The 16,733-nt window shown below is 72.6% G+C and carries 11 protein-coding genes; 2 read left to right on the plus strand and 9 right to left on the minus strand.

Translation table 11 applies throughout. The annotated features are described in order from the left end of the window. Positions 1-1,360: 1,360 nt before the first annotated feature. The 6 genes from ACIQF6_RS31965 to ACIQF6_RS31990 all read right to left on the minus strand — a co-directional run bounded on the left by ACIQF6_RS31965 (position 1,361) and on the right by ACIQF6_RS31990 (position 8,947). Positions 1,361-2,932: a CoA transferase gene (locus ACIQF6_RS31965; protein WP_400901311.1), complete on the minus strand. Its 1,572-nt coding sequence runs from the start codon at positions 2,930-2,932 to the stop codon at positions 1,361-1,363. 132 nt (positions 2,933-3,064) lie between these two features. Next, positions 3,065-3,883, minus strand: coding sequence for a class I SAM-dependent methyltransferase (locus tag ACIQF6_RS31970; protein WP_400901313.1), 819 nt, complete (start codon positions 3,881-3,883; stop codon positions 3,065-3,067). Further along, positions 3,883-5,457, minus strand: coding sequence for a protoporphyrinogen/coproporphyrinogen oxidase (locus ACIQF6_RS31975; RefSeq protein WP_400901315.1), 1,575 nt, complete (start codon positions 5,455-5,457; stop codon positions 3,883-3,885). The genes ACIQF6_RS31970 and ACIQF6_RS31975 overlap by 1 nt, the downstream gene beginning before the upstream one ends. A gap of 154 nt (positions 5,458-5,611) precedes the next feature. Further along, the gene (locus ACIQF6_RS31980) at positions 5,612-7,297 is read right to left on the minus strand and encodes a class I adenylate-forming enzyme family protein (RefSeq protein ID WP_400901341.1); all 1,686 of its coding nucleotides are present in this window, start codon (positions 7,295-7,297) and stop codon (positions 5,612-5,614) included. A 92-nt stretch (positions 7,298-7,389) separates the two neighbouring features. Further along, entirely contained in the window at positions 7,390-8,433 is a 1,044-nt protein-coding gene (locus ACIQF6_RS31985; RefSeq protein WP_400901317.1) for a UbiA family prenyltransferase, read from the minus strand. Between the two features lie 229 nt (positions 8,434-8,662). Beyond that, positions 8,663-8,947 (minus strand): hypothetical protein, encoded by a 285-nt coding sequence (locus ACIQF6_RS31990; RefSeq protein WP_400901319.1) that lies wholly within the window; start codon positions 8,945-8,947, stop codon positions 8,663-8,665. Between the two features lie 304 nt (positions 8,948-9,251). On the opposite strand from ACIQF6_RS31990, the gene ACIQF6_RS31995 reads away from it, so the two are divergent. Then, on the plus strand, positions 9,252-9,815 hold the full coding sequence (locus ACIQF6_RS31995) for an NUDIX domain-containing protein (protein WP_400901321.1): 564 nt from the start codon (positions 9,252-9,254) through the stop codon (positions 9,813-9,815). A gap of 215 nt (positions 9,816-10,030) precedes the next feature. Here the strand turns inward: ACIQF6_RS31995 and ACIQF6_RS32000 are convergent, their stop codons facing one another. Then, entirely contained in the window at positions 10,031-11,650 is a 1,620-nt protein-coding gene (locus tag ACIQF6_RS32000; RefSeq protein WP_400901323.1) for a phytoene desaturase family protein, read from the minus strand. Positions 11,651-11,916: 266 nt separating this feature from the next. On the opposite strand from ACIQF6_RS32000, the gene ACIQF6_RS32005 reads away from it, so the two are divergent. Further along, positions 11,917-13,962: an acetoacetate--CoA ligase gene (locus ACIQF6_RS32005; protein ID WP_400901325.1), complete on the plus strand. Its 2,046-nt coding sequence runs from the start codon at positions 11,917-11,919 to the stop codon at positions 13,960-13,962. Between the two features lie 93 nt (positions 13,963-14,055). Here the strand turns inward: ACIQF6_RS32005 and ptsP are convergent, their stop codons facing one another. After that, positions 14,056-15,726 (minus strand): phosphoenolpyruvate--protein phosphotransferase, encoded by a 1,671-nt coding sequence (ptsP, locus tag ACIQF6_RS32010; protein ID WP_400901327.1) that lies wholly within the window; start codon positions 15,724-15,726, stop codon positions 14,056-14,058. A gap of 29 nt (positions 15,727-15,755) precedes the next feature. Further along, entirely contained in the window at positions 15,756-16,205 is a 450-nt protein-coding gene (locus ACIQF6_RS32015) for a PTS glucose transporter subunit IIA (protein ID WP_400901329.1), read from the minus strand. Between the last annotated feature and the right edge of the window lie 528 nt (positions 16,206-16,733).

A 16,733-nucleotide genomic window follows, 5' to 3' on the forward strand; every position in this document is an offset into this window, starting at 1 on the left:
CCGGGACCCGCCGTTCCGCAAGGGCAGCTCGCCGCCTGGCCTCGGCCGGCTCCGGGCACCCCACTCCCCTTCTGCCGACACCGGCCTGTGGTCGTGGCTCGTCGCTGGCTTGGGCAGCCACTGTTTCGTCGGGAAGTGGCTGTTGAACCGTTGGTTCCCCCGAGCCCGTAACGCGAGGGCCGAACAGGCGCCCACGTACTCGGCGTCCCGGGACCCGCCGTTCCGCAAGGGCAGCTCACTGCCCGGCCGTGGCCGGATCCGGGCGCGGGCACCCCGCTCCCCTCCTGCCGGCACCGATCCGCGGCCCGGGCCCGCCACCGGCTTGGGCAGCTACCGTCTCCCAGGGCAGCGGCAGCAGACTCGTCGGATCGCCCGAACCTTCTGAGAGAAGGGTGAGCGGGAGCCCACGCGCCTGGCGTCCCGGGATGCCCAGTTCTGCGAGGGCGCCTCGTCATCCGGCCTTCGGTGGCTCTGGGCGTGGGTGCCCTGCCGTCTGCTTGTCGACGTCGACCGGCCTGATGTGTGCGTGGCTTGTCCGAACGGCTGCTGCCTCCCCGGCGGGCGAGTGCTGTCTGACTGGAGGCTCGCTCGTCCGCGTACCGCGAGGGACAGGCGGCTGCACATGCGCCCGGCACCTTCGGGCGGACGCCCCCGTGCCGGTCCGCCCCCACCGGGCCTTCGCCAGCTGTCGGCGGCGCGAACATCCCGCCGCCTTTGCGTCGGCACCGACTCGCCGCCGGGGCTCTCCGTCCGCCGAAACGACAGCCACCCGTTCGCGGAACAGCTATTGCCGAACCGTCGGATCGCCAGCCCCCGGCTGGCGAAGCGTCGGCACCCGACCATCGACCTACCGCCCCTGGCCGCACAGTTCCACGCCGGTCCGTCCCCACTGGGCCTTCACCCGCCCCCGGTGCGGACGCCCCGCCACCCGAATGCCGGCACCGACCCGCCACCCAGGTCCACCGCCCGCCCGAACCTCCGGACCCCGGACCAGCGCCGTGGCAGTCACCCGTCCTTCGGCCCGGCATCGCAGACCGCGCCGCGCCGTGCCCATCGCTGTGCCCGTGCCCGTGCCCGTGCCCGTGCCCGTGCCCGTGCCCGTGCCCGTGCCCCGGCCCGTGCCCGTGCCCGTGCCCCGGCCCGTGCCCGTGCCCGTGCCCCGGCCCGTGCCCCGGCCCGTGCCCGTGCCCGTGCCCCGGCTCGGGCTTGTCCGGTGCGCCCTCCGGGGGAGGGGTGCAGCGGCTCCAGCGTCCGTACGTGCAGCGTCTGCGGCCCCGGCCGGTGAGGCGCTGGCGGGACGGCGTTCGGGCTGAGCGTCCGCACAGCGGACGAGGGCGTCGCTCGCGCCACCGTCGCCCGCTCACGTCCGGAACTCCCAGGGCGCGCGGACGACGGTGCACCCTGAACTGTCCAGCGCCGCGGCGAATTGAGGATCGTCGGCCAGCGCCGCCAGGTCCGTACAGACCGCGACCCCGCCCCCCAAGCGGTCCGCCCCGCTCGCGGCGCCGCTCAGCAGCCTCGCCGCCGACAGCAGCGACGACTCGACTCGCTGCGCCCGCCCGGTCCGGGCCCGTGCCGTCAGGCCGGCGACGGCTGCCGTTGCGCAGACCAGTCCGCCGAGAACGTCGCAGACCGTCAGCAGGGTGGGCCGCGGCGGCAGCCCGGATGGAGTTACCAGCGCCGCGAGCCCGGAGTACGCCTGGACGGGGTAGTCGGTGTTCACCCCAGGTGCGCCCCCGGACGCCTGCGCATACACCAAGCCCGGACGGACCACCTCCAGTGTGTCCGCGTCCAGGCCCAGCTCGACCACCTTCGACGGCGCGAGACTGTGCACCAACACATCCGCTTCGCGCACCAACTCCCGTACTGCGGAGCGCCCTTCCTCCGATCGAAGGTCTGCCTCCAGCACCTCCTTGCCGTGGTTGAGTGCAGCGAACCTCGCCGACACCGGCTCCCCGTCGAGAGCCGTCATCGGCGGCACACCCCGCAACGGGTCCCCACCCGGCGGCTCCACCCGCACCACCCGCGCACCCAGAAGGCTCAACACCCGCCCAGCCATGGGTCCTTGAACCCGGCGTGCCACCTCGACCACGGTGACGCCGTCCAGCGGGCCCCACCCACCGCGCGGCGCTTCGCACGGCCGCTGCGCCCCGGCCGCTCCCTCTCGTCGGCGCCACGGCACCCCGTCCGCCGCAACCGGCCGAGCCTCCACAGCCGTCACGGCGACCCCGCACCGCTCCGCCGACGCCACCAGATACTGGAACGCCAACTGCTCTGCCACGGCGAAGAGTTCGTCCGGCAGCGGACACGTCGCCGTCCCGTATCGGGCCTGGAACGGAAGCCACGAACGGCCCACCACCCGCCGGTCGACGCCGAGTTCGGTCCAGAAACGCAACCAGCCGTCAGGGGCCAGGGTCTCCAGCTCGAACCAGATCCCGTCCGACGAGCGGAACGGCGGACCGCCCACCCCGGCCGGCTCCGCACACAGCTCGTCCGCCGTCGCCGCCGCCAGGTACTGCGACAGGCCGAGCAGTGCGGCCTGCGCGACCGAGACCCCCACCTCGCGGTACGGCACGCCCAACTGCCGTGCCCGCAACGCGGCGAGAGAACCTCCGGCGGCCAGCACCCCGGCCGCAACCGACGCGAAGTCCACGCCCAGCAGGCGCGGACCGCCGTACCTGCGCCCGTGGACGTGCATCACCCCGCATGCCGCCTGCACGTCCGCCTCACTCCGCAGCGGGAGCGCGACCGGCCCCGCCCACGACAGCCGACAGGTCAGCGCCCGATCGACCTCCAGCACGCCGTCCGGCGCCTCCGCCACCTCCACCCCGGCAGCCCGCAGCAGGCCCGCCGCGACCCGGGCCGCGACTCGCGGTGTCGAGCCTTGTCCTACCAAAATCGTTGACTCGCGCAGCAGTTGATCGCTTGTCATTCGAACCTCCCAGAACCGTCACGGGCCAGCCGCACCACCCCGCCCCGCCTCACCGAGAGGCCACCACGTCACACCCGACCGAACCGACCGCCCACCCGGACGGGGGAGCGGGAGCCAATGTCTTCACCACCCTCACGGCTTGCGGCCGTGCACCGCGTACACCACGTTCGAGCAGGCCCGGAACAGCGGATCGGTGAACAGCGCGCGCAGCTCGGCGAGTTCGTCGTCCGTCAGGCCCTGGCCCAGTAAGGCGTCCCGCAGGTGCCAGGTGTTGTGCACCTGCATCTCCAGCTGCGGCGTGCCGGGCCCGAGCGTGTCCAGGTACGGCAATGCCTCCACGCCGACGAAACCGGCGCGCACCATCGCCGCGGCGCACTTCCGGCCCCACCCCTGGTCCGAGCCGCGCGCCCGAAAGGCGAGCAACTTGGCCTGCTGGTACCGCCCGTAGAGGTCGCGGGCCCGTTCGTCCGGGACGGTCAGGACGGGTGCGTACTCGGCGTCGAACTCCAGCAGATGCAGCACGCCGCCCGGCCGCAGGGCCGCGAACAGGCGCGCCAACACGGCTTCCCGCTCCGGCAGATGGGACAGCACCAGCCGGACGTGCACCAGGTCGAACGCGGCCTCCGGCAGCGGATCCCGCACCACGTCGTGGCGACGCACCGTCAACGCGGGCCGCTCGGCCATCGGCAGCGGAGCCAGATCCGTGGCCAGCACGGCACCCTCGGGCCCGACTTGATCTGCCAACCAGACAGCGATGCTGCCCGCCCCGGCCCCCACGTCCAGACAGCTCGCCCCGGGCCGAACCCCGACCCGGGTCAGCTCGCCAATGCTGATCCAGTCCAACCACCCGGCCAGGCAGCGGTGTTGGCCACCCGCATGCACACTGGCGTTGTCGAACAGGTACGAGGCCCCACCGCTTCCGGACCCCAACTCCCGCACCACACCCGTCATCAGACCGCCCCAGCCGTCTCGCCGCCCCGGTCGCCCGCCGAGGGATCCGACACTGGAACCCCGCCAGCAGTCACCCCCGAAGTATCCGCATCCGCATCCGAAGCTGCTCCCGGAACACGCGGCCCTGGCACCGATGACAGGTCTGCCACTGGCGACATCCCTGGCACGGGCGACGTCCCTGCCGTCGACGACGGTCCTGCCATCGACGAGGGCCCTGCCACCGACACCGCCCCGGACCGCTCCGCTGCGAACGCCAGCACCCGCTCGGCCGCCAACTTGCCCGAACGGACGGCTCCTTCACTGCTCGGCCGGAGCATCACCCAGTCTCCGGCGTACTCCACCGCCCGGGCCGGCCGGGCCAGGAAGGCGGCCCGCTCCCGCACAGCCGCCGGTGAACCCTGCGGCAGGCCGAGCCGGAAGCGATGCACCAGCGTGCGGACGGTGGCGTCCCGCAGGCCCGGCAGGAAGCGTTCGGCCTCGGTGCAGACCGTCTCCACCACCCGCTCGTCGGGCTCGTCCATCAGCTCGGGGGAGATCCACGGCGAGGCGAAGACACTCGCCAGGCCACGTCCCTCAGGGGCGCGGCCCGCCGCCTTCAGGTGGTCGAGGAGCAGACCGGTGCACACCCGACTCTCGCTCTCCGGCACCGACATCGCGTAGCTGGGGGAGCGGGTCGGACTCGGCAGCGGACGGTCCAGCAGGCACGCGACCTTGAGCATCGGCGCGTACGTACTGGCCGCCAGGTACGGCCGTGCGTCCTGCGCGGCGTCGCCGTGCAGTTCGAGCGTCAGCGGCGCCGGCACGGCCAGCACCACCTGCCGGGCCACCACCTGCGCACCGTCGGCGAACTCCAGCCGGACACCCGCCCCGCCGGGCGCATCCCGGACCGCCACCACCCGCGAGCCCAGGTCCACCCGGAGACGCTCGGCCAGCCGCCGGGCCAGGGTGTCCATGCCGTCCCGGTAGGTCATCCAGCGGGCACCGGCCCCTCCGACCGACATCAGCGTCGCCACCATCGGCGCGACCGCGGAACTCTCGGGCCGCCAGCCGAAACAGTGACTGGAAAGCGGTTGCAGCATCGCCGCCAGCAACTCCGCCCGCCCGGCCGAACCGGCGCAGAACCGGCTCAGCGTCAGGTCGCCGCTGGGCGCGGTCTCGGGGTGGTCCGGGTCGAAACCGCGCCAGGACGTGGCCAGCTCCACCGCGAACCGCAGCCACGCCGCCCGGCCGCGCCAGGACAGCCCGGCACCCGTCAACAGGCCCTTCGGATGGCCCAGATGGGGGTGCGCCCGGCCGCCGCGCCACAGCGCGAAGCCGGGTTCGATCACCGGCACCTCCGACTCCGGGACACCGACCGCACGGATCAACTCCCAGGTCGCCTCGTACCCGGCGCCCGCGATGGTCTCCGCGCCCTCGTCGAGCAGCCAGCCGTCCACCCGGGTGGACGCCATCCGCCCGCCGACCCGCTCCGCGCCCTCGAAGACCCGCACCTCACGCCCGGCCGCCGCCAGGTGGTGCGCCGCGGACAACCCCGCGATCCCCGCACCCACCACCGCAACATCGAGCTCGTCCACGCCCAACTCCTCCATCCGTTCCACCACCCGACCCGGCCGGTCACCGGCCCCAAGCGCACCGACCCCAAGCGCGCCAACCTCAAGCACGTCGACCTCAAGCACGCCGGCCCAGAACGCACCGGCCCACGACTGCCACCGACTCAAGCGCGCCGATTCACGTCCACCGGCCCGTCCCGATCGGCGAGCTCCCCGCCAGCACCTGTTCGCGCAGCTCGTGCCGCCGGACCTTCCCGGTGGCCGTGCGCGGCACCGCGTCCCAAGGGACGATCAACGGCTTGGCGAGCGGCGGCAGATCACGCACGGCAGCCCGCCAACGCTGCGGATCGAGCTCGCCGTCGGCGGTGACCAGCACCGGCTGCGGGCGGCCGTCCGCGACCGAGAGCAGCACGGCCTCTTCGACGTCCGGCAGCCGCTCGTGCAGTACGTCCTCGATCTCGACGCAGCTCAGCCCGGGAACCATGTCCACCTCCCGGTCCAGCACGAAGACCCGGCCGTCGCGGGTGTGCACCCCGAGGTCGCCAGTGTTGAACCAGGGGCCGTCGACCTTCTGCGCCCACCGTTCCGGTTCGCCGAGGTAGCCGAGGCACAGCGCACCGGTACGGGCGTACAGCATGCCCAGCTCGCCCCGGCGAACCGCCCGGCCGGGCCGCTCCGGATCGGCCACCTTCACCCGCACCCACCCGGGCACCGGACGTCCCAGATCGCGGGTGGTCGGGTGTCGGCCGGCGGGTGCGGAAAGCGTTTTCCGAGTCAGGAACCGGAAGCTCAACGGACCGGTCTCGCTCTGTCCCCAACCCTGCATCCACAACGGTCGCCGCCGCTGACTCGCATTCAGGAACGCCCGCACCGTCGGCGGGTGCATCGCATCGAAGGTCGAGATGAACAGCCGCACATTCCTGAACGGATTCGCCTCCGGAGACGGCTCCGCGCCCTGGACCGGACTCGCCTCCCGGGACGGCTCCGCCCGCGCCCCGGCTGCCGCACCCGCTGCGCCGTCGGCCAACTGCTGCCACCGCACGTAGTTGGACGGCATCGCCTCCAGCACGGTCGGCGGGTGGCTGCGCAGCAGCGCCGCGGCGGTCGACAGGTCGGAGTCCGGCAGCAGCGCGACCGTGCGCGGGGAACGCCAGAACGCGCTGACGGTCCAGGTCAGGGCCCGGCCGTGGGCGAAGGAGATCGCGCTGGCCACGGTGTCGTCGCCGCGCACCGACAGCACCGGCCACGGGCGCGCCTCGAACGCGGACAGCCGCCGGATCAGCGTCCGGGTGGAGTGCACCACCAACTTCGGCACCCCGGTGGTACCCGAGGTGTGGATGACCGCCAGCGGCTCGTCGTCCCCACGCGCGTGCACCGGCGGGACCGCCCCGCCGCGCAGCTCGTCCGGCGTCAACGCCCCCTCGGCGGGCCCGTCCAGACACACCGTGCGGACGGCGAGCCGGTCCAGGTCGTGCCCGGCCGCCCGGGCGCCCGCCAGGACGTCCCGCTGGGTGACCAGCACGTCCGGGCGCAGCCGGTGCAGCAGGGCGACCAGCGCATCCGGCGCGACCCGGTCGGAGAGCAGCGCCGGCACCGCACCGAGCCGCGCCGCCGCGCACGCCAGCAGCACGTAGTCCCAGTGGTTGCGCTTGACGATCGCCACCGACGACCCCGGACGCGCGCCCGCCGCCGCCAGCCAGGCCGCGGTCTCCCGCACCAGCTCGGCCAGCCCGGCGGTGTCCCAGCTGGTGCCACCGTCCGGTGCCAGGTCCAGCGGACGCCCCAATTGGACGTCCACCGACGGGCGTTGCTCGGCCAGCGTGTCGAAGAGCGGGCCCAGGTCGAGCGGCAGCCGCCGGACCATGGACGCCAAGCCGCCACTGCGCCTGGCCGCCTGGCCGCCACTGTGCAGGGCCGCCGGGCCGTTGCTGTGCCGGGTCGCCCGGCCGGTCCCCGTCACAGCCCGCCGCCGAACACGGCGACCGCCAGGTCCACGCCCACCAGCAGCGCACAGCACAGCCGGTGCAGGTGGATGCCCAGCCGGCGTGCGACCAGAATGTCGCCGCGAACGAACCCCAGCACCCACTGCCGGGCCCGCAGCACCATCACCGGGGCCATCACCAGGGGGAACCACCACGGTGCGATCCCGGCGACCGCCGAACCCACCAGCAGCACCGCCTCCAGCGCCGAACACCCGGCCACGAAGACGGAGTTGCCGCGCGGCGACACCAGTACGGCGACGGTCTTGCGACCCACTGCCCGGTCGCCCGGGATGTCGTTGGTGTTGGAGTACACGCCGAACAGCAGCGGGCCCAGGCCGAACACCAGCGCCTGCACCGCGACGAAGCCGTCGAACCGGCCGGTCAGCAGCCCGTACAGGGGCAGCACGAAGAACCAACCGAGCGCTGCGAGGAAGAACTCCTGGAAGCCGTTGTAGCTGATCCGCAGCCACCACGAGTACTGGAAGCCGTACACCGCGAGCGCGATCACCCCGGCCACCGCCCAGGCCGGCCGGGCCGGTGCCAGTGCGACCGCCGCGAGCCAGCACAGTACGCACGCCGCCACCGTCGCCCAGCCGAACCGGATCGCCTGCGGTTCCGTCAACGTGCCTGCCACCAAAGGCTTTCGGGCCAGTCGGCGGGCGGGCGCGTCGGGACCGTAGTTCACCGCGTCGCTGCCGTCCCGGTAGCCGGTCACGTCGTCGAAGGTGCACATCGCGGCACTCATCGCGACCTCGCCGCCGAGGAACAGCACCAGCACGGCGATCGTGCCGCCGAGACCCGCCCCGGCCGCCGCGCCCGAACCGGTCGCCAGCACCATCGCGGCCACCAGCGGAACGCTCAAGTAGTAGTCGTAGATGTCGAGTTTGGCGAGCCTGGCATACGCCCGCCAGGCGGCGGGGGTCGCCCCGCGTGCGGCTGCTGCCCCGGCGGCAGCGGGTGTCGCTCCGGGGGTGGCGGCCGCCGCCTCCGGAGCAGCGGACACAGTGACGTGCTCCACGGAAAGCAGTCCTCTCAATGGCGGCCGCAACCCTGGAACGCCACTGCGCCGGGCGGCCTCAGACAACGAGCCGACCGCGCTGACGGTGCGCCAATTCGCCACGACGGGCGAGAAGTCGGCGCGCACCATGATGGCACAATGCCGCTGAATGGATGCAATTCTGTGATTAACCGAAAAGCGGGTGGATGGCCATTCCGGCGGCCATCCACCCGCATTCCCGATGCTCAGGTCAGGCGGAGAAGCTCCCCGCGCCACCCGGCACATGCGTGCCGAACCCGGGCTGCACCACAGCCGACGGGCCCACGCAGAACGGGTTGCCGTACACCTGCACCGGGCGGTCCGTCTGGTTGCTCAACACATGCGCAACAGTGGGGAGTTGCTGGCATCCGGACGGGTTGTTGTAGACGTCCAGCGGCTGCAGTTCGGTGGAGAACACGACGACCTGGCCGTTTGCCGCCCGCGGCGCCGCAGGGGCGGGAGCGGCCGCACCGAGCACCGAGGCTGCGGCCACCATGGAAACCAGAATTGCTCGCACAATCATCCTTAAGCATTTTCAACACCCGCGTCGATCACGGGCTCGCCCCATCGCTATCGCGTGCGCCCGCCGGAATTCCAACCGCGTACTCCACATTCACCCGTCCGGCCGGGCCACGACGCCACCCGACCGCCCCCACCGCACCACCGCGCGCCTGATGTCGAGAGGCACTCCGCCGCCTCCCTGTCTCCTGCCTCCCTGCCCCACCGCCTACGCGACTGCTCCCGGCACCGGCTTCTCACTTCGCACCCGGCCCGTCACCCGATCGAACTACCATCCACTCATGACGACCCAGCCGTCCGCCCGCCCCACCCTGTTCGGCCCCAACACGCACTGCCACTGGTGCGGAACGCCGTACCCGGCCGGCACCGAGACCTGGCCGCGCAGCTGCCCCGGCTGCCACGAGATCAGCTACCGCAACCCGCTCCCGGTCACCGTCACGCTGCTCCCGATCCACCACCCCGACGGGGACACCCGGCTCACCGTCATCCGCCGCACCATCGAGCCCGGCTACGGCCAACTCGCCCTCCCCGGCGGCTATGTCGACTACGGCGAGAGCTGGCAGCAGGCCGCCGTCCGCGAACTGCGGGAGGAGACGGGCATCCTGGCCGACGCCGCCGACGCCCGACTGGTCTCCACCGACTCCGACACCCTCGGCGGCTTCCTCTGCCTGTTCGCCCTGCTCCCCGCCCGCAACCTCGCCGACCTCCCGCCGTCCGTCCCCACCGACGAGACCGACGGCTGGCAACTCGCCACCATCGACACCCCATTGGCCTTCCCCTTCCACACCCGCGTCGCCCGCTCCTGGTTCGACGGCGAGTTCACCCACCCGCTGAGCTCGCGCTAACGCGAGAGCGGGACCGGCGGGGAGGGGCCGCGGGGAGGGGCGGCAGGGGGGGAGCCCGACGGGGGAGGGGAAAGCGCTTTCCGGTTCACTCTCCGGGGGCTGCCGCGGCAATCGGAAAGCGCTTACCGTTCACCCCCTTCGGGTCGCCCCAGCAACCGGTAAGCGCTTTCCCATCGCCCACCGCCCGCCGCCCGCCACCGCTGCCGGCCCCGCGCCTACCTCCCCAGCACCGCCATCGCCGCGTTGTGCCCCGGAATCCCGCTGACCCCGCCACCGCGAACCGCCCCGGCCCCGCACAGCAGGACCCGAGCCGCGGCAGTCTCCACGCCCCACCGGCCGGGGTCCCCCTCCAGCGCCCCAACCCCGCGTTCCCCTCCCTCCGATCGGAACGGGAAGGCCAGGTCCCGGTGGAAGATGTTGCCGCCCGGCAGCCGCAGATCGGCTTCCAGGTCAAGCGGGCTGCGCACCTCCAGGCAGGGCCGACCGTCTGCGTCGACCGCCAGGCAGTCCGCGAGCGGTTCCGCCAGCACCCCGTCGAGCGCGGCCAGCACACTCTCCAGCGCGGCCTGGCGCATCTCCTCCGGATCGCCGGCGAACAGGCGCGCCGGCAGCTGCAGGCCGAACAGGGTGAGCGTGTGCCAGCCGGCCGGCACGTCCGGGCCGAGGATCGAGCGGTCCGCCAGCGAATGGCAGTAGATCTCGGACGGCGCGGGAGAGGGGAGTCGGCCCGCCGAAGCCACTCGGTAAGCGCTTTCCAGCTCCCGGTACGACTCCGCGATGTGGAACGTCCCCCCGAACGCGTCCCGCACGTCCACCGCCTCGTCCCGCAACCGGGGAAGGCGTCGAAGCAACATGTTGACTTTCAGCTGCGCCCCCTCCGGAGCGCCTCCGCCGCTCTCCGGGACCAGCCCCGCTCCCGCCTCGCCGCTCCCACCCAGCAGCCGCGCCAGCTCCACCGGGGCGGCGTTGCACAGCACCCACTGCGCGCCGACCCGACGTTCCGTCCCGTCCGCGTCCAGGTATCCGACCTCGGCCGGCCGCCCCGGTCCGCCCGGGTCCACCGCGACGACCTCGCACCCCGTCAGGAACTCCGCGCCGCCCGCCCGGGCCGCCGCCGCCAGGGCACCGGTTACCGCGCCCATGCCGCCGACCGGCACGTCCCAGTCGCCCGTGCCGCCGCCGATCACGTGGTAGAGGAAGCACCGGTTCTGTCGCAGCGAGGGATCGTGCGCATGCGTGAACGTCCCGATCAGGGCATCCGTCAGCACCACTCCCCGCACCACGTCGTCCGTGAAGCGTCGCTCCAGGGCCTCGCCCAACGGCCGCTCGAACAACTCCGCCCAGGCCGCCGCATCGTTCACCCGAGTCCGCAACTCCGCCCGCGACGGCAGCGGCTCGGTCAACGACGGGAACACCCGCTGCGCCACCCGCCCGGTCATCCCGTAGAACTCCTGCCAAGCCGCGAACTCCCGTTCGCTTCCCGTCAGTTCACGGAACGACTCGGCCGTTCGACGCTCGTCCGAGGCATCCACCAGCAGCCCGCCGGACCGCCCGTCCCGCTCCCACGGCGTGTAGGAGGAGATCCGCCGACGCCGCAGGTCCACCCGCACGTCCAGGTCCGAGAGGATCTGACGCGGCAACAGACTCACCAGGTACGAGTAGCGCGACAGCCGCGCATCCACCCCCGGGAACGCCCGCTCCGAGACCGCCGCCCCACCCACGTGCCCGAGCCGTTCCAGCACCAGCACCCGCAGCCCGGCACGCCCCAAATACCCGGCCGCCACCAGCCCGTTGTGCCCGCCACCCACGATCACCACGTCATAAGCCACCGTCATCCCGCCGTCCTACCACCCCCCGTCGCCGCCCACCACCCACCGCGCACCATCCGACCGGCCCGCACCGCAGGCCGGCGCGCAGCAACCGACCGGCCCGGCCCGCACCCACCCCACCACCACCGCGCCGCCCGCCGCCGACCTCGCACTGTCCACCACCAGGACGAACCCTGGACCACCGGGCGATCACATGGCATGGTCTGCACCGTCAGAACCCACGGACGGCCTGCCACAAGCCCATCCGTCCCCACCGGCCTGGAGACCACCACGTGAGTACCCCTCCGACCCCCCAGGACCTGCAGCACCCGGACCCCGAGCCGCTCTGGCGCCCGGACCCCGCCCGCGCCGCCGCCAGCCGGCTGGTCGACTTCCAGCGCTGGGCCGCCGAACACCACGGAGCCCCGGCCGCCCCGCTCGCACCGGTCACCACCGACGCCGAGGCCGCCACCCGCTACGCGGACCTCCACCGCTGGTCCACCGACGACCTCCCGCGCTTCTGGACCGCCGTCACCGAGTACTTCGACGTGCGCTTCCACACCCCACCCACCGCCGTCCTCGCCGAGCCCGCCACCATGCCGGGCGCGACCTGGTTCCCCGGCGCTACCCTCAACTACGCCGAGCACGCCCTGCGCGCCGCCGAGGACCCGGCCAACGCCGACCGCCCGGCGATCCTCCACCTGGACGAGCGCACCGCCGAACCCGTCGCCACCAGCTGGTCCGAACTGCGCCGCCAGGTCGGCTCGTTGGCCGCCGCCCTGCGCGCCAACGGCGTCCGCCCGGGCGACCGGGTAAGCGCTTACCTGCCGAACATTCCGCAGGCCGCCGTCGCCCTGCTCGCCACCGCCGCCGTCGGCGCGACCTGGACCAGCTGCGCCCCCGACTTCGGCGCCCGCAGCGTCCTCGACCGCCTCCAGCAGATCGAGCCGACCGTCCTGTTCGCCGTCGACGGCTACCACTACGGCGGCAAGAACCACGACCGCACCGAGGTGGTCGCCGAGCTCCGCCGCGAACTCCCCACCCTCCGTACGGTCGTCCACGTCCCGCTGCTGAACACCCCCGCCCCCGAAGGCGCCCTGCACTACGACGACCTGGTCGCCCACGACACCGAACCGGTCTTCGAGCCCGTTCCCTTCGACCACCCGCTCTGGGTGCTCTACTCCTCCGGCACCACCGGCCTCCCCAAGGCCATCGTGCAGAGCCAGGGCGGCATCCTGGTCGAACACCTCAAGCAGGCCGCCCTCCACCTCGACCTCGGCCCGGACGACCGCTTCCTCTGGTACACCTCCACCGGCTGGATGATGTGGAACTTCCTCCTCGCCGGCCTGCTCACCGGAACCACGATCGTCACCTACGACGGCAGCCCCGGACACCCCGACACCGGTGCCCTCTGGTCGGTCGCCGCCCGCACCCGCGCCACCGTCCTCGGCACCTCCGCCGCCTACGTCATCGCCAGTCGCAAGGCCGAGCTGCACCCCGGACGCGACCTCGACCTGTCCGCCGTCCGCTGCCTCGGCACCACCGGCTCCCCGCTGCCGCCCGACGGCTTCCAGTGGATCTACGACGAGGTCAAGCCCGACGTCTGGCTCGCCTCCGTCAGCGGCGGCACCGACGTCTGCTCCTGCTTCGTCGGCGGCGTCCCCACCCTCCCCGTGTACCTCGGCGAGATCCAGGCCCCCTGCCTCGGCGCCGCCGTCGAATCCTGGGACCCGGCCGGCCGACCCCTCACCGACGCGGTCGGCGAACTCGTCGTCACCAAGCCGCTCCCGTCCATGCCCACCGGCTTCTGGAACGACCCCGACGGCATCCGCTACCACGACAGCTACTTCGACACCTACCCCGGCATCTGGCGCCACGGCGACTGGATCACCGCCACCACCCGCGGCACCATCGTCATCCACGGCCGCTCCGACTCCACCCTCAACCGGCAGGGCGTCCGGATGGGCTCCTCCGACATCTACGAGGTCGTCGAACGCCTCCCCGAGATCGCCGAATCCCTGGTCATCGGCCTCGAGGAACCCGACGGCGGCTACTGGATGCCGCTGTTCGTCGTGCTCGCCCCCGGCGCCGTCCTGGACGACGACCTGACCGCTCGGATCCGCACCTCGCTGCGCACCGAGCTCTCCCCGCGCCATGTCCCCGACGAGGTGATCACCGTCCAGGGCCTGCCGCACACCCTCACCGGCAAGCGCCTCGAAGTCCCCGTCAAGCGCCTGCTGGGCGGCACCCCCCTCACCAAGGCGGTCAACCCCGGCTCCGTCGACAACCTCGACCACCTGCGTTTCTTCGAGCAGCTCGCCACCACTCGCAAGCACTGACCACTCCACACCCCGACGGTCCCGAAGGACCCGAGGGGCCGCCGCCAACCCCCACGGTGGCAGCGACCCCTCGGGAGTCGAACGTCCGGACGCCTACACCCCGGACAACACCTGCCGCGCCGCCGCCCGGGCCTCCTCCGCCGAGTCCGCCGCCCGCGCCGCCGCAGCAGCCTGCCGACACTGCGCCAACGACGCCTGCGACAACGCCGACCGCACATACGGGATCGACGCCGCCCCCATCGACAGACTGGTCACCCCGAGCCCCGTCAGCACACACGCCAGCAGCGGATCCGAAGCCGCCTCCCCACACACCCCGCAGCTCTTACCGGCCGCCTTCGCCGCCTCCGCCGCCGACGCGATCAGATCCAGCAACGCCGGCTGCCACGGGTCCTGCAACCGCGCCAGCGAACCCACCTGCCGGTCCGCCGCGAACGCGTACTGCGCCAGGTCGTTCGTCCCCAGCGACAGGAACTCCACCTCCCGCAGCAACGACCCCGCCCGCAGCGCGGCCGAAGGAATCTCCACCATCGCCCCGTACTTGGCGTCCAACCGCGCCTCCCGGCAGGCCTCCGCGAACGCCCGCGCGTCCTCCCGGTCCGCCACCATCGGCGCCATCACCTCCAGCCGCGCCGACAACCCCTCCGCCGCCCGCGCCAACGCCCGCAGCTGTGAACGCAACACCTCCGGGTGCTCCAGCAGCGACCGCAGCCCCCGCACCCCCAACGCCGGATTCGGCTCGTCCCCGGGCGTCAGGAAATCCAGCGGCTTGTCCGCCCCCGCGTCCAGCACCCGCACCACGACCCGGCCGTCCGGGAACGCCTCCAACACCTTCCGGTACGCCTGGACCTGCTTGTCCTCACTCGGCGCCTTCGCCGAATCGTCCAGGAACAGGAACTCCGTCCGGAACAGCCCCACGCCCTCCGCCCCGTGCTCCAACGCCGCCGGCAGATCCGCCGGACCACCCACGTTCGCCAGCAACGGCACCATGAACCCGTCCGACGTCCGACCCGGCCCCGAGGACGCCGCCAACGCCGCCTGCTGCTCCGCCGCCAGCCGACGCAACTCCGCCTGCCGCTCCGCCGACGGCTCCACCACCACCTCGCCGGTCGACCCGTCGACCGCGATCACCACCTCCTCCGCCAACTCCGTCGCCCGCGGCAGCGCCACCACCGCCGGCACCCCCAGCGCCCGCGCCAGAATCGCGCTGTGCGACGTCGGCCCGCCCTCCTCGGTCACGAACCCCAGGACCAGCGACGGATCCAACAACGCGGTGTCCGCCGGCGCCAGGTCCCGCGCCAGCAGCACATACGGCTCGTCACTGTCCGGCACCCCCGGCATCGGCACCCCCAACAGCCGAGCCACGATCCGGTTCCGCACGTCGTCCAGGTCGGCGACCCGCCCCGCCAGGTACTCGCCCGCCGCAGCCAGCAGGGTCCGGTACGCCTCGAACGCGTCGTACACCCCACGCTCCGCGCTGTTGCCCTCCGAGATCCGCCGATTCACATCCGCGATCAGCTCCGGATCCTGCGCCATCAGCGCCTGCGCCTCCAGCACCGCCTGCGCCTCACCGCCCGCCAGATTCCCGCGCGCGATCAGATCCGCAGCCACCGCCTCCACCGCGGCCTGCGCCCTGGCCTGCTCGCGCGGCACGTCCGCAGCCGAGATCTGGGCGGACGGCGGCTCCAGCACCGCCGTACCCATGTGCCGCACCGGCCCGATGGCAACCCCGTGACTCACGCCCACACCGCGCAGCATCCGCTCCATGGCCCGAACCCCTTCGCCCGTCGTCGCCGTCAGTTCCAGATGAACAGCTCGCCGCCGGCCGTGATCTCACCCGACTCGGCCACCCCGCTCAGCTGCTCCGCCGAGGCCTCCAACGCCACGATCGGCGAGATGGGCGACTTCCCCGCCGCCTCCACCGCCGCCGGATTCCACTTGATCACCGGCTGCCCCCGCTTCACCCGGTCCCCCTTGTGCACGAGGAGTTCGAACCCCTCCCCATTCAGCTGCACGGTGTCGATCCCCAGATGCGTCAGCACCCCGTGCCCGTTCTCGTCCATCACCACGAACGCGTGCGGATGCATCGACACCACCTGCCCGTCCACCGGCGACAGCGCCTCGATCGGCTCCCGCAACGGATCGATCGCCGTCCCGGGCCCCACCATCGCTCCGGCGAACACCGGGTCGGGCACATTGGCGAGGCCGACAGCACGTCCGGCGAGCGGCGACGTCACAGTGGTCATGGTGGAGCCTCCCAGGTACGGAGTACATCGCGTGCGGCCGCGGGGCAGCGGCCCGGTGATCGACGGAACCCAAATTACGTCAACTCGGACATTTCATGACGTAACGCTCACGAGTCGCCCGAGTGAAGATCGATCCCGACGTCCACCCCGCCGCGCACGAACCGACCTTCGCGCACCCTCTCCTCCGGACCGGCCGCCCTCAAGTGGTCTAGTCCTCTTGGCCAACGCGCCGCACTCTACGGCATCCGGGTGACGCCCCCTCAGCCCTGCCCACACGGGCAGGACTGCCGTCCGAGTGATCCACCCGCGCCTCGATTAGGCACTCGGCCGCCGACCCGCTATCGTTGCTCAGGTCGCCGCGCAACGGCGGTAAACAGAGCAAGTCGAGAACGTAAACCCACGGTCAACGCCGAGGAAACGGTCTGATAAGCTCGAAACACGAAAGAACGAAGCGCCCGGAGGGCCCGCAGGAATGCGGCTCGAAGGAAGTGTCCGTTCCTTGAGAACTCAACAGCGTGCCAAAAGTCA

The sequence above is a fragment of the Kitasatospora sp. NPDC092948 genome, assembly GCF_044754805.1.
Lineage (GTDB): Bacteria > Actinomycetota > Actinomycetes > Streptomycetales > Streptomycetaceae > Kitasatospora.

What these genes read in the sequence shown, in the direction of transcription:
- ACIQF6_RS31965 (WP_400901311.1), bottom strand. Translation starts at nt 2,932, where the DNA reads ATGACAAGCGATCAACTGCTGCGCGAGTCAACGATTTTGGTAGGACAA.
- ACIQF6_RS31970 (WP_400901313.1), bottom strand. Translation starts at nt 3,883, where the DNA reads ATGACGGGTGTGGTGCGGGAGTTGGGGTCCGGAAGCGGTGGGGCCTCG.
- ACIQF6_RS31980 (WP_400901341.1), bottom strand. Translation starts at nt 7,297, where the DNA reads ATGGTCCGGCGGCTGCCGCTCGACCTGGGCCCGCTCTTCGACACGCTG.
- ACIQF6_RS31990 (WP_400901319.1), bottom strand. Translation starts at nt 8,947, where the DNA reads ATGGTGGCCGCAGCCTCGGTGCTCGGTGCGGCCGCTCCCGCCCCTGCG.
- ACIQF6_RS31995 (WP_400901321.1), top strand. Translation starts at nt 9,252, where the DNA reads ATGACGACCCAGCCGTCCGCCCGCCCCACCCTGTTCGGCCCCAACACG.
- ACIQF6_RS32000 (WP_400901323.1), bottom strand. Translation starts at nt 11,650, where the DNA reads ATGACGGTGGCTTATGACGTGGTGATCGTGGGTGGCGGGCACAACGGG.
- ptsP (WP_400901327.1), bottom strand. Translation starts at nt 15,726, where the DNA reads ATGGAGCGGATGCTGCGCGGTGTGGGCGTGAGTCACGGGGTTGCCATC.
- ACIQF6_RS32015 (WP_400901329.1), bottom strand. Translation starts at nt 16,205, where the DNA reads ATGACCACTGTGACGTCGCCGCTCGCCGGACGTGCTGTCGGCCTCGCC.